The sequence below is a fragment of the Sphingobium fuliginis genome (genome assembly GCF_015074805.1).
Lineage (GTDB): Bacteria > Pseudomonadota > Alphaproteobacteria > Sphingomonadales > Sphingomonadaceae > Sphingobium > Sphingobium fuliginis.
The window spans coordinates 107,804-130,276 of record NZ_CP060036.1 but is presented as its reverse complement, the minus strand read 5'-3'; the positions used below and the strand labels follow the sequence as shown (position 1 = coordinate 130,276).

Genomic DNA, 22,473 nt, shown 5'->3' with positions numbered 1-22,473 from the left:
AATCAGGCAGTTCCGCCAACGACCATCTCATCGATCCGAATCGTCGGCTGGCCGACACAGACGGGAACAGTCTGCCCTTCCTTGCCGCAAACCCCATCGGCGAAACGCAGATCATTGCCGATCATGGACACATGCTTGAGCGCCTCGTGGCCGAGGCCGATCAACACGGCGCCCTGGATCGGGGCGGTCACCTTTCCATCTTCGATCAGATAGGCTTCGGTGGCCGAAAAATTGAACTGGCCACTCGTAATGTCCACCGTGCCACCGCCAAAGGCGACGGCATAGACACCGTGTCTGACCGACCGGATAATCTCCTCCGGCTCCTTGTCGCCGGGGGCAAGGTAGGTGTTGGTCATCCGCGGCATCGGCAGATGGGCATGGCTTTGGCGCCGGCCGTTGCCCGTGGGCGCCCGCCCCATCAGACGAGCGCTTTTCCGATCCTGCATCAAACCGGTGAGATGCCCGTTTTCGATCAGGACGTTGCGTGAGGTGGGCACGCCTTCGTCATCCACGTTCAGCGAGCCGCGATGTTCGGCCAGGGTGCCGTCATCGATCACCGTCACGCCCTCCGCCGCGATCCGCCCGTTCATTCGTTCCGTAAAGACCGACGACCGCTTGAGGTGCGCATCCGCTTCCAGGCCGTGGCCGACCGCTTCGTGCAGCAGGACGCCGGGGAAACCATTGCCCAGCACCACCGACATCACACCCGACGGCGCCGGCCGGGCGTCGAGGTTCACAAGCGCTATTCTCACGGCGGTGCGCACCAGCCGTTCCAGCCGCTCGCCGTGGAACTCGGCCAGGGTGAAGCGTCCTCCCTCCACGCCGGTGCCCATTGCCCGCCGCGTCCCGGACTGGGCGATGACGGTGACGGCCAGCTGCACCAATGGCCGCACATCGGCCGCGACCGATGCGTCGCTGTCCATGACCAGGATAATGTTGTGCGAGGCTTCCAGCCGGCCTGATACCTGAACGATACGCGGATCGGCCTCCCGGCAGCGACGATCGAGTTCCTGGAGGAGCAAAATCTTCCCGGCGTCAGGCAACGACTCCAGCGGATTGTCGGGGCCATACAGCAGCGGGCGCTTGTTGCCGGTGTCGATGGCCACACCCCCGCTCCGTCGCGCGTCATCGCCATGCAGCAGCATGCTTCGCACGGTACCGGTGGCCGCCTCGATCGCCTTGGGCGTCATATCGCCGGAATATGCGAACGCTGTCTGCTCTCCGGTGACCGCGCGTGCGCCGAAGCCCTGAGAGATGGAGAACTGTCCCGCGGACACCTTGCCGTCGTCTAGGCTCCAGCTTTCGGCCTGGCCTGCCTCGAAGTAGAGATCGGCATGGTCGGCACCGTTGCCGAGCAGCCTGTCGACAGCGGCCGCCACTGTCCCGCGCGCCAGTCCGGCGGGTTCCAGCAACCTTTGCTCGGCGATCGACACCGCATCCTGTTGCGACATTTCCTGATAGGCCGACATGGTTTCTCCTGCTCCGCGATCACCGGCCCGCGATGCGCATGGACTCGATCAGAACGGACCCGGTCCGCACCGCGCCGCTGCGATGAACATCGCCGCCGATCGCGACGATCTGCCGCAGCATCACCGGCAGTTCACCGGCAATCGTGATGTCCTGCACCGGAAAGGCGATGGCGCCATTCTCGATCCAGAACCCCGCGGCTGCCTTCGAATAGGTACCTGTGACCGGGTCGACGGCCCCGCCGATCAACTCAGTGACCCAAAGTCCCCGATCCAGAAGACGCAGCAGCGCCGCTGTCGATCGGGGGGGATGGCGGCTGGTGAAATGCAGGTTGCGGACGCCATCGGCATTGCCCGTCGGTTGAAGGCCGAGCTTGCGCGCGTAGAAGCATGATAGAAAATAACCCTCCACGCGCCCACCCGAAATCACGGGACGGTGGATGCTCGCCACGCCCTCGCTGTCGCATACCCCGCTGCCAAGGCCATAAGGCTCGAACGGGTCCTCAAGCAGATCGACATGGCCGGAAAGCGCCTGCGCGCCCTTGCCCCCGGTCAGGAACGTCGCGCCCCTATATTGGGCCGCGCCGGTTAGTGCGCCGACAATATCGTACACCAGGCTCGCGGCGACCGGCGCGTCGAACAGGACGGGGCATGTTTGCGTGTCGACTGTGCGACCGCCCCGTTTGCGCAACGCACGGTCCGCCGCCGTCCTGCCGACCATGAAGGGCGGCAGGAGCTGCGATACCCGCCGGTCGGAACTCGACCAGCTATCCTGCACCATCATCCCGTCCTGCTCGGCGATGGCGCTGCACCAGATATCATGTCTGGACGCGACGAGCGAACGATCGAAATCGCGACCGATCGCCATGGCGGCGCTGGCGTCGATGCTGGCGGCGCCGGCGTCATTGACGCGGACCGACCCGCCGCCTGCCGCCAGGGCCGCCTCTTCGATCTCCAGCGCCATGCCGCCCAGATCCTGCGCGGTGAGGTTCGAAGGCTCGAACATCGGCACCTCGGACGCGGACCGTGCAAGCCACTCGTCCGCGGCGGGAGCGGCGTCGGGATCGGGCTCGACCGTGCGGGCGATCGCGATGGCGCGTTCCGCCGCGAGATCAAGGCCCGCGCGGGTCAGCGCGGAGGTGGTCGCCGTTCCGGTACGGCCGTGATCGAATATCCGAATGCTGACGACCTGCTTGCCTTCGCGTATCGCGCTGCCGAACACGCTGCCGCGCGCGCGCATCACGATGCCCGCGACTTCATTGGCGGAAGCAACGACCTGCTGCGCACCACGCTGCATGGCGCGGTTTGCTGCGTCTCGCGCGATCTGCGCCAAATCTTCCCTGCTTTTCAGGAGATAACCGTCGCCTGAGCCACGCACGATCCCGTTCCTCCTCACCCAGTCCAGTCGCTGTACGGCCGATGACATCCTGTTTGATCCTGCCCCGTCGCCCATACGGCCCGTCACCGCCGTTTCAGGCGCTCACCATCGAAGCCGGCGCGGTGGAGAGCGAGGCGACCTGGCGCAACAAACCGTCACGACCGAGCTGGTACATATTGTCGACCGTGGCCCGCGTCCGCTGGCCATAAAGATCGAGGTCGGAAGGATTGGCGGCGATGAAGTCGGCCACACCCTTGTTATAGACGTCGCGATAGAAGGGCGTCGTCTCGATGGGTCCTCCCTCAGGCGCTACGTCAGTGCCTTCCGCTCTTGCCTGCTGCACGGCGGCGTCCGCGTTTGCACGGGCGGAGGCGGCCATGCGATCGAAGCGCTCGTTGGCCGCGGATTGCTTTTCCGCGGTCCACTCCAGGTCTCGGCCGACCTCGGCGAACAGCATGGCCTTCCAGGCGTAGATCATGTCGGCCGCTGCGCCAGGCGCGCTGCCAAGGTCCCAGGCTGCCGCGGCAATCCCCTCGATCGCTGCCGCCTGCACGGCATCGTCGCCATCGCGGCTCACCAGCCTGGCCCGCACCTGCCGCCAGTCGCTGCGAGCCACGTCCTCGCCCGCAGCGGCACGGCGCTGGAGGTCGCAGACCCTGTCCCCGCTCGCCCGCAGCGCAGCGTGGCCAACCCGATTTCGAAGTCCGGTCTCCGCATCCGTCCATAGCCATTCGATCCAGCGCGCAGCGGCAATCCGGCCGTCCGCGCCTGGCGGCAGTGCTTCAACGACCTGGCGCCAGAAGCCCGCGTCGCCGGTCGCGAAGGTCATGATCAGGTTCAGGAAACTGAGGTCGAGATCATATCGGGCTGCAAAAGCCGAGACCTCCGCCGCCGGCGTTGCATAGAAGGGCAATGCCGCCGCATCGCCGTTCCGCTCGGCCTCCGCGATCAGCGTCAGCAGAGCGCGCCTGCTCGCGATGCTCACTGGGCGGCCTCGATGGCGGCTTCCAGCGCCGCTGCCAATTTCGACCGGCTCATGCTGCCGGTGAACCGTTCCACCAGTTCACCGCGGTTGAAGATCATGAACGTGGGGACGCCCATGATGCCCTGGGCATGACGGGTGTCGGGATTCTCGTCGATGTCGACCAGATAGACTGCCGCCTCGCCCTCATATTCGCGCGCAAGGTCCTCGATCGCCGGCGCCATCGCCTTGCACGGCCCGCACCAGGCCGCCGTAAAGTCGACAAGCACGGGAATGTCCGACTTCAGGACCTTTTCCTCGAAGGTTGCGTCGGTGGCCGATGGGATATTTGCCATGATATGTTCCTCAATGGTGGCCGATCTTCGCCGTTCTCAAACGGGAAGAAGGGGCGTGATGTGTTGGGTGAAGGGGTCAGCGGCTGACGATGCCGCGCAATCCGGCCCGCAATTCTTCAACGCGCGCGGTCATGATCTTCTGCCGCTCCGCCTGCCAGGTCCGCCAATTGTCGAAATCGTCCGAGCTGAGCGGGACGGGGTTCTCCAGCGTGTATCGCTGCAGGCGTTCACCGAAGGCGGCATCGTCTTCGCCGGGCAGCCTGCGGTTATGATGCGCCTGCTCGATGCCATAGGCGTCCCAGGTCGATTGCACCCGATGATGCTCGGCTGCCGTCCAGCCTGCCGGTTCAAAGGCATCCGCAGCGCTGGATTGGACTATCCAGGTGCTGGCGACGTCGGCCACGGCTCCCGGCGTCGCATGGAGGTCCCACATCGACGACATGATCGCTTCGACCGCTGCCGCGGGAGCTTCCGGCGTCATCGCCGCTGCGAACTGCCGGCGGGCCGCGCGCCAGACCGGGTTGCTGACCGCCTCTCCGGCAAGCGCGCGCCGGTGGATCTCCATGACTTCCTCGACCGCCCGAATGTCGCGCTCTTCGGACAGGCGGGACCGTATCGGCGTCGGCGCATCGTTCCACAACCACAGCAACCAACGCAGCCCGTCCCCCGGCTGGATTCGCGCTTCTTCCACAATGGCCGTGACGAAAGCCGCCTGTCCATGCTCGTCCATGCGGGACAATTCGCCTGCAAGCAGGATGGTGGCCGCATCAATGCCTCGCGATCCTGCCCATTCGATCAGCGCCGCAGAGCGCGAACCGTCAGTGAAAAGCGGGGCGACCGGGTCGGCGGCGGCGGCCACGTCCTGTAACCTCTGATTGTGCTCAGTCATTATGGGATCTTTCAGACTGGTTGATTAGCGCCCCCTCGGCAGCCCCCTTGAGCTCGGCGATCGTGACCCCACCATTCTCGATCTGCAGCTGATGGCTATGATATCGAGTCAGCCGGTCGGTATGGGCGATCGTGACGAGCGACGTGTCGGGCAGTCGCCGGGCAAGCACGTCGAACATCGCCGCTTCCGTCTTGGGATCGAGCGAGCTCGTCGCCTCGTCCAGGAACAGGAAATCGGGCTTTTGCAGCAGCGCCCGGGCGAGCACCACGCGCTGCTGTTCCCCGGGAGAAAGCCGTTTCGCCCAGCTCCGCGCGGCGCCGATGTCGCCGATCAGGCGCTCAAGCCGAATGTCCGTCAGCACTGCACGATAGTCCGCCGGGGCGAACGCATCGGAAGGACTGGGATAGCTCAGCAGCTCCGCCAACGTGCCATTCGGCAGATAAGGCTTCTGCGGCAGGAACATGACCCTCGATCCTTGCGACGGATGCTCTACCGTGCCCGATCCAAACGGCCAGATGCCAGACATGACCCGGAAGAAGGTGCTCTTGCCCGATCCGGACATGCCCCGCACCAGCCAGCGCTCTCCGGCGCCGATCGTGAGCTTGTCGATCGAGAACAGCTTATGGCCGGCCGCAGTTCGTACTTCCAGGTCGCGCACCGCAAACTCAGGCCTGTCGGCAGCGGCGTGCACGAAGCCCGAGGACTGCTCATATGACAGCGACTCGTCCATCAGCTGGATACGCTGGGACGCCGATCGCAGGAGCGCAAATCCGTCATAATTTGTCGAGATGCTGCCAAATGCGTGAAACACCGCGCCGAATGCCACCCCCGCGATGGTAAGGTCGCCGACCTGCATCTTGCCGGCCAGAACGAGTGGGAAGAGAAGGACAGTCGGAATGACCGACGCCAACAGGGTGATCAGCACCCGCACCGCCTCAAGGCTCGCGGCACTCCCCGTGTACGGTCGCCAGTTCCGCCGGATCAGTGCATAGTCGTGCCGGGCACGGGCTTCCTCGAGCGCCTGCCCGCCGCCCAGAACGATCTGTTCGGCAAATTCGCGGGCCTGCCCGAGATCGTGGCGGAAACCTGCCTCGATCCGCTGCCGCACCACGTCCAGCCGCGTATAGATCCGGCCGATCAGGTGAGCGCTGAGCGTCGCGACGATCGCCGTCGCGATCGCCAGAACATAGAGCGCCCGTGGTATGATGATCTGCCCGCCGGACGGCATGGAGACTGGCAGCGGTGAAGACAGCAGCCATAACTGGTTGGAGTAAAGATAGAACGTCGTGGCCGACGTAACCAGCGCGGGAGCCAGCTGAATAAGATACAGGCCAAAATTATAGACATCTTCCTGGACCCGCTGTTCGGGATGGTCGAGCGCGTGGTCCTGCAACGGACGATAAAAGCCGCGGCCGCCCAGCCACCGCCTCAATAGCTCGCCCGTGAGCGCCGTCCTGATGCGGATACGCAGGGTATAGGCGAGTGCCGATTGCAAGCCATGATGGATTGCGGTCAGGACGATGAAGACCACCGCGCCTGTCAGCGCGGCGACCACGGCAGGACGATTGCTGACGACCAGACCGTTGGTGACGTTTGCAAGCTCCCTGATGTACCGCAATTGCAGGTAAGAGCCGACCGCGCCCGCGCCTAGCAAAAGAACCCACAAAGGCACGGCAAAAATCCAGTCCCGCCTGACGTGAAACGCAAGGAGGCGGACCATGTAGGCGACGTCTCCCCAGACATTGCGATGTGCAAAATCCGGGGGACATTCGGTCGCGACTACGGCATCAGCACCAATGTCGGATACGCTCGCGGTCACATTCTACCTCGATTTCGGCAAAGCCGCGGTGAAGACGAGCCGAAATTCCCGGCCGACCCCCTGGTAAAGGCTGTTGGCCACCAGCGGCGTATAAATATTGAACCGATCGAACAGATTGTTGACCGTCAGGTTCAGCTTATATGGACCGTAGGTATAACCGACGGCGGCATCGAAACGAACATATTTATTCGGAAACTTCGGATAAGTGGTTATGCCGGTCAAGGAATCGGTCTTAACCAGATTGACATTGCTCTGATAGTTGCCGCCAAAGCCGATGTCGAGTTGCTGCCTGTCGCCAAGCGTGAAGGACTTCAGCAGCCAGGCATTTGCCTGATAACGCGGCGCTGAAACAAGGGGTGTTGCGCTTCTGGAGGTGGTGTAGGCAAATCCGCTCTGCAGGAACAGCGTTGGCGTGATCTTCCCACTTTGATTGATCTCGAAACCCTCCGACTTCTGCCCGGGACCGGGAATGTAAAAACCCGGATGCGCCGGATCGATCAGGGGATAATTGTTGTTGTCCTTTCGGAAATAGTCGCCGGTTACCGAAAGGCGGCCACCGAAAAGCTCCAGCTTGACGCCGGCTTCGTGCCCTGTGCTGATGGCGGCCGGAAATGGCGCCCCCCGATAGGTCCGGACCCCCAAATTAGGGGGGGTTACGGCCTTCTGATAGGTGTAATAGATTGACGCCCATTTCGTGGCGCTAAAGACCAATCCGCCGGTCGGCAGCAGCTTGCTGATGCGCTGATCCGCGTCGTTGTTGATAAGATAGGGGTAAAAGACCTGCCGACTTGTCAAATCGTACCAGGTCTGGCGCGCACTGAGGAGGGCATGAAAGGGGCCCCAGCTTATCTGGTCCTGAATCACGAGGCCGTAATCCTTGCGGGTTGCCCGCAGCTCATTCCTGTTGGGATTGCTGCTGTCGGGAATAGACCCAAGCGAAGGAAGCGGCTGGAAGGGGACCAATGCGCTATAACCGGATGCGATCTGGTTGATCTTCTGCCATGAATAATCGAAAGCGACGATAAATTGCTGCGTGACCGATCCGGTCTCAAGCTTGGCGTAAAGGTCGCTCGATGAGCTGAACTGATAGTTTTTCGAGAAACTGTTGTTGCCTGTCACCAAGTCGATGATGCCGATGGCGCCGCCGAAATTATACTTGCCCTGATAAAGCTGGTTTTGAAGGGTCTGCTCGGCATATTGATACCGCATTCGCGATCGCAAGCGGAGCGTGAACGCCTCGGACGTGACAAGATCGCGTTCGACGCCCAGATTCTGCGACAGCGACCGGGTTTTATAATAGTTGTTATCGTTGGAAAAAATGGTCACCGGCTGAACGGTGTTTGTCGTCGGGTCTGCATAATATAGTTTGCCGTAGACAATGCGAGTGTCGTAGACTTGGGAACTTGCGTCGATCTTCCATCCATTGTCCCGGTAACCGAAGATCGCGGAAGCCGCATAGGAATGTGGATTTTGCCCTCCATTGCTTTGCCGGTCCGCATGCTCCGACAAGCCGACAAAACGCCAATACAGCCGGTCGGATTCGGATATCGTTCCTCCGACATCCACTGAACCACGAATATAGTCGTTGCTGCCCACGCCGAAGTCGAATTGGGGAAGGCTTGTCCCCGTCGCCCTTTTCGGGTTGAGATTGACCAGGCCGCCAGCCACCGAGGTTCCGGTCAGAACGGATGACGGTCCTTTCAAAACCTCGATCGACTCCACGTCGATCGTAGGCGCGTCTCCCCCCGCAATCGAGTTCCGGAGGCCGTTGGTGAACGAAGCGCCCCGCGTGCTGTCCCCACGTGAACTGATCTGGCTCGGCGGACCTGGGGTATAAGTCACGCCCGGCAGGTTCCGAATAGCTTCGTTCAATGAAGTCGTGTTCTGGGTTGCGAGCACCGATTGCGTCACCGACACGATCGTTCCCGGCGTATCCTTCAAGGGCGTGTCGGAGCGGGTGAGAAGATTGGAGTCCTCCTTGCGAAGAGGATCGCGCCTGCCAGTGACGATGATGTCCGCGTTTCCGCCGGAGCGGGCGATACGAACCTGTCCGTTACCCGCCGTCTCGACGAACCACTTGCTGCCTGCCAGCGCCTCCCGAAGGGCTTGCGCAAGTGTCAAATTACCGCGTACAGGCCCCACGACCTGATCGAGACCCTTGTCGGCCGCGTCAGCGAACGATACGTCAGCACCAGCGATACCGGCGATTGTCTGGATGACCTGCCGCCGCGGGCCTGCCGCAACATCGAAGTCGTAGCGCGTGACGGTCTGCCCATAAGCCTGTTGCGCGCCGCACACGGCCAGCGCCACCACAGCGGTTGTAGTTCCCCACCTCATTTCGAGTCCTCCCTTTCGTGCCTCGATGCCCGGGATCTGTTTCACCGAACATCGCAATCCAGGCTGGCATGACCATCTCCGCAGCTGCCGCGCTCCTTGCAGCGCATTTGTCGAGTTTGCGCTGAAACGGAAGAAGAAGGGGCGAGGTGACGGCGAATCGTTATCCCATCTCGGGTTGGCAGGAGCGACATTAATTCGCCATATTGATATATTCAAGGGATTATGTTCGCTTTATATGGCGAATAATCTAATTTTCTTTATCATGCGGAGTTTGCGGTGGTTTTTCGTTTCGCTGTCTCGTCGTCCCGGCAGCCTTCAGCTATGGTGCCATGCCACATTCAGCGCCGATCTTGGCTGATCTATTGACCCGAAATCGCTATGCCCTCACGGCAAAATCGACGCCGGGCATTAAGGAGAGCGACGTGCACGATTTCGACCTTCACGACATCAAGATATTGGGGATTGTGCAGGATAATGCCAATGTAACGATCAAGGAGGTTGCCGAACTCGTGGGGCTGTCCCAGAATGCCTGCTGGAAGAGGATCAAATCTTTTGAAGACCGCGGCGTCATCAAGAGGCGAGTGACCGTATTAAATCCGTCTTCATTGGGGTTTCATCTGATAGCCTTTGTCAACGTCAAGGCAGCGGAGCATTCCGAGGAATGGAACACCACTTTTCAACAGGCGGTTTTAAGCATACCGCAGGTCATCGAGTTTTACAGGCTTGCCGGCAGCGTTGATTACATCATCAAGGTCCTTCTGCCCGACATTGCGGGTTTCGACTCATTCTACAAGGTGCTGACCAGCAAAGTTCGCCTCACCGAAGTTTCGACGTCCTTCGCAGTGGGGGAATATCGCAATTCAAGCGCCATTCCCCTGCCTTTGCCATTGAACACGTCCCCGGACTCGGCTGAGTAATCCATTTCGGCATGCGCTGGTTTACAGGGCATCGTGCGCCTCAACGGTGCTCCACGATCAACCCGTGCCGCTTCAGGATCGCGCTGTTGTCGGGGTCCCGGCCGCGAAAGGCGCGGAAGCTGTTGGCCGCCGGGCGGCTGGCTCCCCTGGAGAGGACCTCGTCGCGAAACAACTCGCCGGTCGAGCGATCGACAAGGCCGGCTTCCGCGAACCTTTGAAACCCATCAGCTGCGAGTATCTCTGCCCAGAGATAGCTATAGTAGCCCGCAGCATAGCTTCCCGCGAAGATATGCGTGAAAGCATGCGGGAAGCGGTGCCACGCGGGCGGGCGGACGACGGCGACCTCTTCGCGGACCGCCTCGATCACCTCCATCGGATCGGAGCCCATCGTACCCAGATGCAGCAGGATGTCGAACATCGACAACTCCACCTGCCTGACGATGAACATCCCCGACTGGAAGTGCCGGGCTGCGGACAGCCTGTCGAACAGCGACTGCGGCAAAGGTTCGCCGGTCACATGATGACCCGACATGCCGGTCAACACATCGCGATCCCAGGCGAAATCCTCCATGAGCTGGCTCGGCAACTCGATCGCGTCCCACTCGAAGCCCGTCGTTCCCGCGATGCTCGGCCGATCGACCCGCGTGAAGAGGTGGTGGAGGCAATGTCCGGTCTCGTGAAGGAGCGTCAGCACATCGGTATGAGATAGCAGCGAAGGCGCCGCTTCGCTTTTCGGCGTGAAGTTGCAGACCATATAGGCGACCGGCACGCCGATCATATCGCCATCGCTCAGCCGAGGACGCGCTGGAGCCATCCACGCGCCGCCGCGCTTGCCCGTCCGCGCGTGCAGATCGAGGTACAAACCGGCAATCGCCGCGCCGCTCTCGTCGGCTACATCGAAGTAGCGGGCGTCCTCGTGCCACAGCGCGACATCCCGACGTTCGATCAGGCTGATGCCGAAAAGGCGCTTGAGAAGCGTTCCCCAACCCTGGAGGACACGCTGAACCGGAAAATATGCGCGCACCGCCTGTTCATCGACCGAGTAACGCGCCTGCCGCAAACGGTTTGCGGTGAAGCCGATGTCCCATGGCTGGAGGGTTTCGATTCCCAGTTCGGCGGCGGCATGGTCGCGCAATTCCGCAAGGTCGCGCTCTGCCACCGGCTTGGCGCGCTTTGCGAGGTCTCGCAGGAAGGCAAGAATCTCGCCGGCGTCGTTCGCCATCTTGGTGGCAAGCGACCAGTCGACCGGATCGGCGAAGCCCAACAGATGCGCTGCCTGGCGCCTCAATTCCAGAATTCGCGCGATCCTCGCGGAATTGTCGAACTTCCCGGCCTGCGGTCCCTGATCGGAGCCGCGCGTGCCATAGGCTTCGTACACACGGGCGCGAAGTTCGCGATTTTCGGCGAAAGTCAGCACGGCGTTGACGCTCGGTTGCTGCAATGTGACCAGCCACCCCTCTCGTCCCATTGCGAGAGCGGCCGCACGGAACATATCCTTGTCCGTGTCGGAAATCCCAGCGAGCAGCGCTTCATCGGTCACCAGCTCGGACCAGGCATCGGTCGCGTCGAGCACGGCGCTCGCAAATTCGGTCGAAAGCCGGGACAGTTCGACCGACATCTCGGCGTAGCTTGCCCGTGCCTCTGGTTCCAGCGCCACGCCGGACAGCCTGAAGTCGCGCAGGGCATGCTCGACCGCGACCCGATCGGCAGCCGGCCGTTCTGCGAAGCCGGGCGATGTGGAGAGCGCCGTCAGAACATCGAACAGATCGCGATTCTGTCGCTTGCGCATATCGGCTTCCACCAGCCTGGCCTCGCCTGCGGCATAAGCAGCGCGGAGTTCCGGCGTGTCCGCCACGGCATGCAGATGATAAACCGCCGACCAGAGCGCCTCGATCGCAACCCCGGCCCGCTCGAGCGGAAGCCATGTCTCCGCGAACGCGGTGGGCCGGTGCCGGACCAGCGCTTCGATGACCGCATCCTGCGCCGCAATGGCGACATCCAGCGCGGATCCGACCGCCTCCGGCGTGATCGCCCCGAACGGAGGCAGTTCATTCGCTTGCAGCAGCGCGTTGATCGGCATGGGTACCTCTTCGAAACAGAAAGGACATGGCAGCGTGGCGCCCGGCCTGTGCCGCACGCGCCGACGCGCTCAGACAGTGACGGGCGCCCCGGGCTCCGCGGCGATGGCGTGAGGCATATGGCCTGCAAGATAACGCTCGGCCTCCAACGCCGCCATGCAACCCATGCCGGCGGACGTCACGGCCTGACGAAACAGCTTGTCCTGCACGTCACCGGCCGCGAATATGCCGGGCACGCTGGTGGCGGTCGAACCGGGGGTCACCAGAATATAGCCCTCCGCATCCATCGCGATCTGACCGGCGAACAGCGACGTGGCGGGATCGTGCCCGATCGCCACGAACAACCCATCGACGGCCAGCGCACGCGCTTGCCCATTACGGACATCGCGAAGCTCGACACCCGTTACGACGCGGCCATCGCCCCGGACCTCGGCCACTTCGGCATGCCAGACCATCTCGATCTTGGGATTGGCATGGAGGCGCGCCTGGTTGGTGCGGTCGGCGCGCAGTTCACCCCTGCGATGGATCAAATAGACCTTTTCAGCGAAATTGGTGAGGTACAGCGCTTCCTCGACCGCGGTGTTTCCGCCGCCCACCACGGCAACCACGCGGTCGCGATAGAAGAAGCCATCGCAAGTCGCGCAAGCGGATACGCCCGCGCCGCGATACCGCGTCTCGCTGTCGAGCCCCAGCCAGCGTGCCGACGCCCCCGTCGCGATGACGACGGTATCGCCCGTATAGCGCGCGCCGCTGTCCCCAACCGCGACGAACGGCGTTGCGGCAAGATCGACCTCAACGATCGTGTCGGAAACGACCTCCGTGCCGACATGCGCCACCTGGGCAGCCATCCGCGCCATCAGGTCGGGACCCAGCACGCTCCTGTCCCCCGGCCAGTTCTCGACATCGGTGGTGATGGTAAGCTGACCACCGGGCTGCATCCCTTCGATCAACAGGGGCTTCAGCGCGGCACGCGCCGCATAGACCGCCGCGGTGTAGCCCGCCGGCCCCGAGCCAATGATGAGCACCTTGCTATGGCGATCACGCGGCATTCCTTACCCCTTGCCTATATTCGTCGAACCAGTCGCCGCAGCCTATTACACAGTTTCATAAATAAAGAAACAGACAAGATGCCGCTGTGATCGGACCCGCCATCGCGCAATCGGCCGCTCCGCCGGGAAGTCGCCCACTGTTCCGACCCCGCAACGTCAGGCCGCCTCCCCTTTCTTCACGTTCCGGCTGCGCGGGCGGCGATGGTTTTCGATTGGCGCGCGACTTCGATGCAGCCGCCAGGCGCATCGCACATGATGGGTCATGACGCTGACCGGGTCTCCAGCCTCAGCTTCTGTCCACCACCGCGAACATGGCCGCCGATCCGACGTGAGCGCGCCGTGCGGGAGCATCCTCGCGCCTTATCCCGGCTTCGAGCGGATCGTTGCTGCCGAAGGCGGCGACAACGATCCGCACCACAGCGGCGGTCCGCTCGTCGATCAACCGGTAAACGACGGACTTGGCATCCCGCCGCTGGGCGACGAGTTCTGCACGCCGAAGCTCGCCCAATTGTTGGCTCAGGGCCGGCTGGCCGATCCCCGTGGCGGCATCGATGGCGGCCACCGACTGTTCGCCTTGAAGAAGGGCCGTCAGGATCGCCAGTCTTTGCGGCTGGGCAAAGACCCGCAATCGCTCCACGATCTCGGTCGCTGTCGCCCGGTCGATCGGATCAGCCATGATCGGGACGCTCGCGATAAAACCAGAGCTCGTCCCCCGCCTCGCCCAGCGCGCTCCCATGCTGGGGCGCGGGCAGGAGGACCGATCGTCCGGGCCGCCATCCCTCGGGCGCCAGCACCTCTCCCGTGGCCGTCTTCTGGAGCGCGTCCAGCATGCGCAGCAGCTCGTCCACGGAGCGGCCGACCGACAAGGGGTACCATATCATCGCCCGAACGATGCCGTCCGGATCGATGAAGTAGACCGCGCGCACCGACGAGCTGTCGGGGTCGCTGCGATCCACCATGCCATAGGCTTCCCCGATCGCCATCGACGGATCTTCGATGATGGGAAACGATATGGTCACGCCCAGGCGCTGGCGAATGACATCGATCCAGGCCAGATGCGAATACAGGCTGTCGACCGAGAGCCCCAGTAGATCGCAATCGCGCCTGGCGAATTCGTCGGCCGCGCGAGCCAGCGCAATGAACTCGCTCGTGCAAACAGGCGTGAAGTCGGCCGGGTGGGCGAACAAGATCAGCCAGCGGCCACGGAAGTCGCGAAGCTGGACTTCGCCCATGGTGGTACGGGCGCGAAAATTCGGCGCCGCATCGCCGATGCGCAAAGCCGGCCGTCGCTGCACGGAGCCGGGGTCGGGAAGGCACGGGCTGGAGGTCATCACCCCTCCTACAAAAGCTTGCGGCGCGAGCAAAGAGCGGTTCGCGCGACAGAGCGCAAGTTGCGGCTATTTCCGCGATCAGGCCGCCACATGGCCATCGTCCGCCGTCAGGGCGAGGACAGCGAAGGTCGCAAGCCAGTGCTCGCCCATATAGTCGTCGGCAAGGTGGGGCAGCGCCGAACCCAGATGGATCGAGGCGATGTCCCTTATCCGTTCGGGCAGGGGCAGAAAGGGCGCCAGCGAGAACCAGCACCATGCGCGCGAAAGATTGAGCCCGTCCATATGTGCCAGCCGCCCGTCGGTTCGGTCGGTCACCGTCGCGGGGGACGTGAGGGCGCGCATATCGTCCCCGAACGGGTCCGGCATGAACGCGGCCAGCCAGCCGGCAAATCTCTCGCCGCCCACCTCGCGCATCAACATGGCTTCGCATAATGTGGGCGACAGGAAGTCCTCGCCGCTCGGCTCCCATGGCCGTGCCGCCCGGTCGCCGCCGAACCAGCCGGTCGCCCGCTCCTCGATCAGCAATGCCAGATCCGCTCTGCGGCGTCGTGCCCAACGAAGCGCGTGCACCAGGGCAAAGGCCGTATTATCGTGCTTGCCGCTGCGCACCGGGTAGCAAAGCCGGGGCAGGTAGGCGGCAAGACGGTCAGCGATCCGTTCGGCCAAGGGCGCCAAAGCCTCCGCCCACGGCCGTGCAGGCCGGAAGGCGAGTTCGTCGTGAAGCGCCAGAAGCCATCCCCAGCCATAGGGCCGCTCGAAGGCGGCGGCCATGGGACGATCGAGCGACATGCACTCGCCCATGATCGCCTCTTGAGTCAGCGTGCCGTCGGCAAGCGCGTCGACCGCCTGGACCTCGGGAAGATGCGGGAACAGCCGGCAGAGCCGCATGACCTGCCACCAGCCATGGACGCAGCTGTGCCAATCGAAACTGCCGTAGAACGCCGGATGGAGCGAACGTGGCGTCGCCAGATCGTCCGGCGAGGCAAGTATCTGATCGAGCTTGTACGGCCATTCGCGCGTGAGGTGCCCCAGCGTCAGCCGAAGGAAGCGGCCCGCCATCGCCTCGTCCAGCATCATGGCAATCGACCAAAACCGCCGCCGCCCGGCGTCTCGACGACCAGCACGTCGCCTGTCTGCATATCGACTTCTGCCGTCGAGCCAAGCGGCTCGATATGTCCGCTGGCGCGCTCGATCCGCACGGCGCCGGCTGCGCCGTTTTTGCCGCCGTCAAGACCGAACGGAGGCACCCGATGCCGATTGGCGAGCAGGCAGGCGGTCATCGGGCGAAGGAAACGAATTCGCCGCACGGCGCCGTCGCCGCCGCGGTTCAGGCCTTCGCCGCCAGAACCGCGGCGTATCGCGAAGGCCTCGACGAGACAGGATGTCCGCCCCTCGAATATCTCGGGGTCGGTCATGCGGCTGTTGGTCATGTGGGTCTGGATCACGGATGCACCGTCAAACCCCGGTCCGGCCCCCGCACCGCCCGCGATGGTTTCATAATATTGGTACGCGTCGTCGCCCAGGGTAAGATTGTTCATCGTGCCCTGCGAAGCGGCAACCGCGCCCAGCCCCCGAACAGCGCGTCGGTGACCACCTGGCTGGTTTCGACATTGCCGGCGACCACCGCCGCGGGATGGCACGGCTTCAGCATCGAACCTTCGGGAATATGAATGTCCACGTGACGCAGACAGCCGTCGTTGAGCGGGATCGCATCATCCAGCATCGTGCGCACGACGTACAGCACGGCTGCCCGCACGATGGCAGCAGGCGCATTGAAGTTATTTTGGCGCTGCGCACTGGTGCCTGTGAAATCGACCGACAACCGCTCCCGCTCGCGGTCGATCCTTATCTGGACCCGCACGACCGCGCCATCGTCCATCTCATAGGCGAACGCCCCATTCGCCAGCGTCGGCAAGAGCCGGCGAACCGCTGCGTCCGAATGTGCCTGGACATGCTCCATATAGGCGGTGACGACATCGGCTCCATGACTTTCGGCCATGTGAGCCAGACCCTCCGCCCCCCTTGCACAGGCGGCGAGTTGAGCGGTGAGATCGGCGATGTTCTGGTCGATATTCCGCGCCGGATACGGGCCAGCGGCAAACATCAGACGCAGTTCGGTTTCAAGGAACCGTCCCTCATCGACCACCAGGACATTGTCGAGCAGCACGCCCTCCTCCTGAAGGGTGCGACTGTTGGGCGGCATCGATCCCGGCGTCACGCCGCCCACATCGGCATGGTGACCGCGCGCGGCGACGAACCAGGTCGGCTTGTCGGCCGCTTCGTCTGCGAACACGGGCATGATGACGGTGATGTCGGGCAGATGCGTGCCGCCACGATAGGGTGCGTTGAGCGCATAGGCGTCACCCCGGCGCATACCCCGTCCGTCGCGGCAGTCGCCACGGTCAGCGATGATCGTGCGGATGCTGTCCCCCATCGAGCCGAGATGCACCGGGATGTGCGGCGCATTGGCGACGAGATTGCCGCTGGCATCGAATAGCGCGCAGCTGAAATCCAGCCGTTCGCGGATGTTGACGGAGGTTGCCGTGCGCTGGAGCGCCGCCCCCATTTCCTCGGCTATGTTCATGAACAGCCCGGCGAAGATCGTAAGACGGACAGGATCCGCTTGCGTGGCGTCGGCCACGACCTCGTTCGTGCGGGGTTCGACGCGGTCCAGGATCAGGCTGCCCTGCGGATCGACACTGGCGCGCCATCCCGGCTCCACGACTGTCGTGGACACGGCGTCGATGATCAGGGCGGGTCCTTTCACGATCGCGCCGGCCGGCAGCCGCTCGCGCGCGTGCACCGCCGCTTCCCGCCAGGCGCCGGCCATTCGGACAGGCGCTGAATCCAGCGGCGGCGACGGCGCGCGCGGCAGGGAAACCACAGCGTCCTGGGAAACATCCGATGCCGAGATCGCCTCCGCAACCATACGGTCGACAATCAGGGCCGCGCGGGCGTCGAAGCCGAACTGCGCACGGTGCGCCGCATCGAACGCGGCGGCCATCGCGTCCGTCTCGCCGAAGGGAATCTCGATCGTATGCTCCGTATCGCCGCGACGCAGATGAACGCGCTGATCGACCTTGATCGACGCCGGATCGACGCCCTGCCGCCGCAGCGCTTCGCGCGCCTGCTCGGCCAGCGCGTCCAGCGCGCTGACCAATGCTGCCCGATCGGACGCCGGCGTGCCGAGGCTCGCCTCCCGAACCTCGCGCCGGTCCGCAAGTCCCATGCCGTAGGCGGACAACACCCCCGCGAGAGGATGGATCATCACCCGATCCATCGCCAGCGCATCAGCGACAAGGCAGGCATGCTGCCCGCCCGCACCGCCGAAGCACGCCAGGACATACCGGGTCACGTCATGGCCCCGCGCGACGGAAATGGTGCGGATCGCATTGGCCATGTTCGCGACCGCCACGGCGACGAACCCCTCCGCCGCGCTTGCCGGATCGAGCGGAAGCTCGGCAAATCGCGCTTCCACCGCTTCGCGGTCGAGCGGAAGGTTCCCGTCGGGTCCGAACAGCGCCGGAAAATATTCCGGGCGGAGTTTCCCCAGCAGAAGGTTGCAGTCGGTGACCGTCAAGGGGCCGCCGCGCCTGTAGCAGGCAGGACCGGGCACCGCCCCGGCGCTTTCAGGCCCCACCACAACGCGCCCGTTGTCGAGGCGGCAGATCGATCCGCCGCCCGCCGCGACGGTGTGGATGCGGAGCATCGGGACCCGAACGCGCACGCCCGCGACGATCGTCTCCGAATCCCGCTCGAACTCGCCGGCATAGTGGGAGACATCGGTCGAGGTCCCGCCCATGTCGAAGCCGATCACGCGGTCGAAGCCGGCCTGGGCCGCAGTGACCGTCATGCCGACGATGCCGCCCGCCGGGCCGGAAAGGATCGCATCCTTTCCCCGGAAAGCCTTGCCGGCAACCAGACCCCCGGAAGACTGCATGAACAGCGCCTCCCTTTCAAGGGCGGCGGTCAACCATTCGACATAGTTCCGGACGACCGGCGACAGATAGGCGTCGGCGACGGTCGTGTCGCCGCGGCCGATGAGCTTCACCACGGGCGCGACGCGATGACTGACGGAAATCTGCGTGAATCCCTGCCGTTCCGCCAGCGCCATCAGCGCCGCCTCGTGCATCGGGAAACGCCACCCGTGCATCAGCACGATGGCGATGGCCCTGTATCCCGCCTCGAACGCGTGCCCGAGATGCTCTGCCGCTTTCACCCTGTCCAGCGGCTGCAAGACCCGGCCGTCTTCGGCGACCCGTTCCTCGACCTCTATCGTCCGGGAAAAAAGGGGCGGCGGCCGGTGCGGATCGCGCGCGAAGATGTCGGGCCTTTCCTGATGGCCGATCAGCAACGCGTCACCAAATCCGCGCGTGATGGCCAGCACGGTCGGCTCGCCCTTGCGCTCCAGCAGAGCATTGGTCGCGACCGTCGTGCCGATCCGCAGCTCGAAATCGACAGGCGCGCCTTCCGTCAGCCGCCGAATCGCTTCAACCGCGGCATCCTCGTAGCGTTCCGGGTCTTCCGACAGGAGCTTGGCCGTGACGATTTCACCGCCCGGCTTCCGCGCCACGACATCGGTGAACGTGCCGCCCCGATCGATCCAGAACCGCCAGCCAGTCATGCCGCATCCTTGCCATGTCGGCGCACGATCGGCCACAGGCGATCGCGTCGCGCCCGTTCGGTGCGCCCGTTGTGGCCAGCGACGCTCATGTCAGTGCGCCATCAGCGGTCGAGCGCCAGAAACGACGCCAGCCGGGCGGCAGATGGCGCCCAGCAAATGTCACGTTCGGCCATCCAGTCATCGTCATAATAGGTGCAGCCATAGCGGTCTCCGCTGTCGCACAGCAGCGTCACGACGCTTCCTGTTTCGCCAGCAGACGCCATTTCCCGGATCAGCGCCTCGCACGCCACCAGATTGGTTCCCGTCGAACCGCCGACCCGTCGGCCGAGCCGGTCGGACAAGGCGCGCATCGCCCCAAGGCTGTCGGCATCATCGACTGCGAGCATCCGGTCGATGACCGAGGGCAGGAAACTGGGCTCCACCCGCGGCCGCCCGATCCCCTCGATGTAGGACGCGCAACCTTCGGGCAAGGCGACCACATCGGCGGCATCGAAATGGCGATGGAAGACCGAATGGAGCGGATCGGCGACGCACAGCCGGGTGGTGTGACGCTGGTAACGGATGAAGCGGCCGATCGTCGCGGAGGTTCCACCCGTTCCCGCGCCGCAAACGATCCAGGATGGAACGGGGTGTTCCTCATGCGCCATCTGCGCGAAAATCGATTCGGCGATATTGTTGTTGCCGCGCCAGTCGGTCGCCCGTTCCGCATAGGTGAACTGGTCGAGATAGTGGCCGCCGGTCTGGGCCGCCAGCTCATGCGCCACCTCATAGACCTTGCGCGGATCTTCAACCGGATGGATCTCGCCACCATAGAAGCGGATCGCCTCCAGCTTGGGCGCGGCCGTGCTGGCCGGCACGACGGCGATGAAGCGAAGCCCGAGCATGCGCGAAAAATAGGCCTCGCTCACCGCGGTCGAGCCGGAGGAAGCTTCGATCACGCATGTATCGGGCCCGATCCAGCCGCTGCAAAGCGCATAAAGGAACAGCGAACGCGCCAGCCGATGCTTCAGGCTGCCGGTGGGATGTGAGCTCTCATCCTTGAGGTAGAGGGTGATACCGGGATAGCGGGGCAGATCCAGGCGGATCAAATGCGTGTCGGCTGAGCGATTATAGTCCGCCTCGATCCGACGTACCGCCTCCGCGCGCCATTCACGAACGTCCTGCCTCAACATGCCGCGACGTTCCCGCCGGCTCGAAACTTGCCGTGCAACTTATCGATCGTGCCACCAGCGGTGATTGGCGATATGCCGCTCATCAGCCCGTTCCCTCCACTTCCAGCTCCGCCAGCGAAACGCCGGCGAAATTTTCATTACACGATTCAGGTAATATTGAAAGTGTTTGCGTTCGAACAGGTCAACTTCGGCTATCCAGACCACACCCCCCAAATGCGAAAGACCGCTTTACGATAATCCCGATATAGGGAGCCATTAGAATGCGAAGGCTTCGGTGATCCGCCGCTCCGCAATCAGGAAGGCGTCGGAGACAAGCCGTAGCGGCCTTATATCCACATCGCTTTGCCCCGCTGCGATCAACTCCGCGAACCGGGCGTAGAGGCGTGCATATTCCCGGTCCGCCGCAATGCTCTCCGGTTCGCCGGGAAGTTGCAATATGCTGCCGCCCATGGCGAGGCGCAGGGTGCCGGCGTCGGTATCGACTTCTATGGACCAAATCTGCAGGCCGGTTTCGAGAAAGTCGAATATTGCGTGCACTGCGGCATCGCCGCAGCGCATCCTGAGCTCGGCGGCGATGGGAGACATGCGTCCTGCCGGCACATCCAGGCTGGCCTGCTCAAGCAGCAGTTCGTGCGGCAGGATCTCGGTCGCAATCGACAGGGCGTTGATGCCGGGGTCGAATACGCCAAAGCCCCCCGAACCGAGTATCCATTCCTGATCCGGATGCCAGCGGCGGATGTCTTCGCGCCAGTCGATCCGGACGGCGAGAATGCGTTTATCGGCAAGCCACGCGCGCGCTGGAGCCACACCCGCCGCCTCGCGCGAGTGCCAGGTTGCAAAGAGCGTCACGCCTGCCGCCCGCGCGGCCTGCGTCAGTGCCGCGATATGCGAAAGCGTCACTGTCGGCGGCTTTTCCAGCATGACATGCAGCCCGGCTTCCAGGGCGGTCAGCGCCTGTGCATAGCGCCCATCCGGCGGCGTGCAGAGTGAAACCGCGTCCAGTCGGCAGGCTCCGATCATATCCTCAATGTCATGATAGCCGTCGATCCCCTCCACGCGGCCCTGACGACTGGCAGTGGCGGCAAGGCGGAAGCGGCGGTCGGCGGCGATGGCGGGCAGATGCTGGTCCCTGGCGATCTTGCCGATGCCCACGAGACCCAATCGGACAGGCTCCACGGTAAATCCTCTTGTCTGGACAGGATGCAGGCTGAACGCCTGGCCGGCCATTGGCGCTGGTCTAGGGCAACCGATCCTCGATAAGGAGGAGCACATCGCCAATGATCCGCCGCATGGCGATCCGCGCCCCGTCGGGATCGTGCAGGACGATGGCATCGCGCACCTTGGCATGCTCGACGACGTCGGCGGTGCGGCCCTTGATACGATTGGTGAAGCGGATCGAGGTGCGCAACGCGGTACTCACCACATCCCGCAACTGGATGTAGAAGGGGTTTTTCGACGCGCGGAGCACGGCGACGTGAAAAGCGATATCCGCTTCCAGCGGGTCATCCAGCCCGTTTTCCGCCGCCTGCATACGCTGCAGGCCATCGTCGATGCGCTTGACATCGTCCTCCCCCGCGACTCGCGCGGCCAGGGCGGCCGCCTCCGGCTCCACCGCCACGCGCAGCTCGTTGAACTGGCGCAGCAGGTTCACCGAAAGCTGGCGTTCCAGCATCCAGCGCAGCACGTCGGTGTCGAACAGATTCCATGAGGAGGTCGGCTGCACGGTCGTGCCCTGGCGCGGGCGGGCGCTCAGCAGGCCCTTGGCGGTGAGCATCTTGACCGCTTCCCGCGTGACGGAGCGGCTGACGCCATGCTGCTTGGCAAGTTCCCCCTCGGTGGGGAAGACGACATCGTCGAACCGGCCGGTAACGATGGCGCGGCCGATGCTGTCCAGCAGGCCATAGGTCAGATTGCGGCCAAGCTGCGCTGCCGGTTCGTCCACGATGAGATGAGATGCCTCTGCCAAGACGCTGTCCTTGTCCTTACCCGCTCCGATGTCATGGCAATCCATGTTAATGCCCGCTCCAGCCCAGGCAAGGTCCTTTCATATGATAAGTCAATTCATATGATAATTCCGACAGGTATTGGACGCCCCT

Annotated in this window: 16 protein-coding genes and 1 pseudogene; 1 reads left to right on the top strand and 16 read right to left on the bottom strand. The window is 63.6% G+C overall.

Annotated features, from left to right (window positions below):
• Nucleotides 1–2: 2 nt before the first annotated feature.
• The 7 genes from tldD to H5V43_RS16900 form a co-directional block, all read right to left on the bottom strand.
• Nucleotides 3–1,469: a metalloprotease TldD gene (gene tldD / locus H5V43_RS16930; RefSeq protein WP_128830882.1), complete on the bottom strand. Its 1,467-nt coding sequence runs from the start codon at nucleotides 1,467–1,469 to the stop codon at nucleotides 3–5.
• A 19-nt stretch (nucleotides 1,470–1,488) separates the two neighbouring features.
• Nucleotides 1,489–2,763 (bottom strand): TldD/PmbA family protein, encoded by a 1,275-nt coding sequence (locus H5V43_RS16925; RefSeq protein ID WP_193666848.1) that lies wholly within the window; start codon nucleotides 2,761–2,763, stop codon nucleotides 1,489–1,491.
• A 175-nt stretch (nucleotides 2,764–2,938) separates the two neighbouring features.
• Nucleotides 2,939–3,829: a hypothetical protein gene (locus tag H5V43_RS16920; protein ID WP_025551983.1), complete on the bottom strand. Its 891-nt coding sequence runs from the start codon at nucleotides 3,827–3,829 to the stop codon at nucleotides 2,939–2,941.
• Entirely contained in the window at nucleotides 3,826–4,161 is a 336-nt protein-coding gene (gene trxA, locus H5V43_RS16915) for a thioredoxin (protein WP_025551985.1), read from the bottom strand. The genes H5V43_RS16920 and trxA overlap by 4 nt, the downstream gene beginning before the upstream one ends.
• A gap of 76 nt (nucleotides 4,162–4,237) precedes the next feature.
• Entirely contained in the window at nucleotides 4,238–5,050 is an 813-nt protein-coding gene (locus H5V43_RS16910; RefSeq protein ID WP_025551987.1) for a hypothetical protein, read from the bottom strand.
• Nucleotides 5,043–6,869 (bottom strand): ABC transporter ATP-binding protein/permease, encoded by a 1,827-nt coding sequence (locus tag H5V43_RS16905; RefSeq protein WP_128830884.1) that lies wholly within the window; start codon nucleotides 6,867–6,869, stop codon nucleotides 5,043–5,045. The genes H5V43_RS16910 and H5V43_RS16905 overlap by 8 nt, the downstream gene beginning before the upstream one ends.
• 3 nt (nucleotides 6,870–6,872) lie before the next feature.
• Nucleotides 6,873–9,251 (bottom strand): TonB-dependent siderophore receptor, encoded by a 2,379-nt coding sequence (locus H5V43_RS16900; protein ID WP_146001652.1) that lies wholly within the window; start codon nucleotides 9,249–9,251, stop codon nucleotides 6,873–6,875.
• A gap of 377 nt (nucleotides 9,252–9,628) precedes the next feature.
• Between H5V43_RS16900 and H5V43_RS16895 the strand changes: the two genes are divergently transcribed.
• On the top strand, nucleotides 9,629–10,123 hold the full coding sequence (locus tag H5V43_RS16895) for an Lrp/AsnC family transcriptional regulator (RefSeq protein ID WP_025550092.1): 495 nt from the start codon (nucleotides 9,629–9,631) through the stop codon (nucleotides 10,121–10,123).
• 40 nt (nucleotides 10,124–10,163) lie between these two features.
• On the opposite strand, the gene H5V43_RS16890 is transcribed toward H5V43_RS16895, so the two are convergent.
• The 9 genes and pseudogenes from H5V43_RS16890 to H5V43_RS16850 all read right to left on the bottom strand — a co-directional run bounded on the left by H5V43_RS16890 (nucleotide 10,164) and on the right by H5V43_RS16850 (nucleotide 22,343).
• Nucleotides 10,164–12,203, bottom strand: a complete 2,040-nt coding sequence (locus H5V43_RS16890; protein ID WP_025550091.1) for a M3 family metallopeptidase — start codon at nucleotides 12,201–12,203, stop codon at nucleotides 10,164–10,166.
• 69 nt (nucleotides 12,204–12,272) lie between these two features.
• Nucleotides 12,273–13,250, bottom strand: coding sequence for a thioredoxin-disulfide reductase (gene trxB / locus H5V43_RS16885; protein WP_025550090.1), 978 nt, complete (start codon nucleotides 13,248–13,250; stop codon nucleotides 12,273–12,275).
• A gap of 286 nt (nucleotides 13,251–13,536) precedes the next feature.
• Nucleotides 13,537–13,926: an ArsR/SmtB family transcription factor gene (locus H5V43_RS16880; RefSeq protein ID WP_025550089.1), complete on the bottom strand. Its 390-nt coding sequence runs from the start codon at nucleotides 13,924–13,926 to the stop codon at nucleotides 13,537–13,539.
• Nucleotides 13,919–14,581 carry a peroxiredoxin gene (locus H5V43_RS16875; protein ID WP_025550088.1) on the bottom strand — a complete coding sequence of 221 codons (663 nt, stop codon included), beginning with the start codon at nucleotides 14,579–14,581 and terminating at the stop codon, nucleotides 13,919–13,921. Before H5V43_RS16875 ends, H5V43_RS16880 begins: the two co-directional genes overlap by 8 nt.
• Nucleotides 14,582–14,659: 78 nt before the next feature.
• Nucleotides 14,660–15,658, bottom strand: a complete 999-nt coding sequence (locus tag H5V43_RS16870; protein WP_037483246.1) for a DUF2891 domain-containing protein — start codon at nucleotides 15,656–15,658, stop codon at nucleotides 14,660–14,662.
• Nucleotides 15,655–19,205: pseudogene (locus H5V43_RS16865) on the bottom strand (hydantoinase B/oxoprolinase family protein). Before H5V43_RS16865 ends, H5V43_RS16870 begins: the two are co-directional and overlap by 4 nt.
• 101 nt (nucleotides 19,206–19,306) lie before the next feature.
• Complete coding sequence (locus H5V43_RS16860; RefSeq protein ID WP_025550086.1) at nucleotides 19,307–20,377, bottom strand: PLP-dependent cysteine synthase family protein; 1,071 nt, start codon at nucleotides 20,375–20,377, stop codon at nucleotides 19,307–19,309.
• A gap of 255 nt (nucleotides 20,378–20,632) precedes the next feature.
• Nucleotides 20,633–21,604: a Gfo/Idh/MocA family protein gene (locus H5V43_RS16855; RefSeq protein ID WP_193666893.1), complete on the bottom strand. Its 972-nt coding sequence runs from the start codon at nucleotides 21,602–21,604 to the stop codon at nucleotides 20,633–20,635.
• Nucleotides 21,605–21,614: 10 nt separating this feature from the next.
• Nucleotides 21,615–22,343 (bottom strand): FadR/GntR family transcriptional regulator, encoded by a 729-nt coding sequence (locus tag H5V43_RS16850; protein WP_226870331.1) that lies wholly within the window; start codon nucleotides 22,341–22,343, stop codon nucleotides 21,615–21,617.
• Nucleotides 22,344–22,473: the final 130 nt, after the last annotated feature.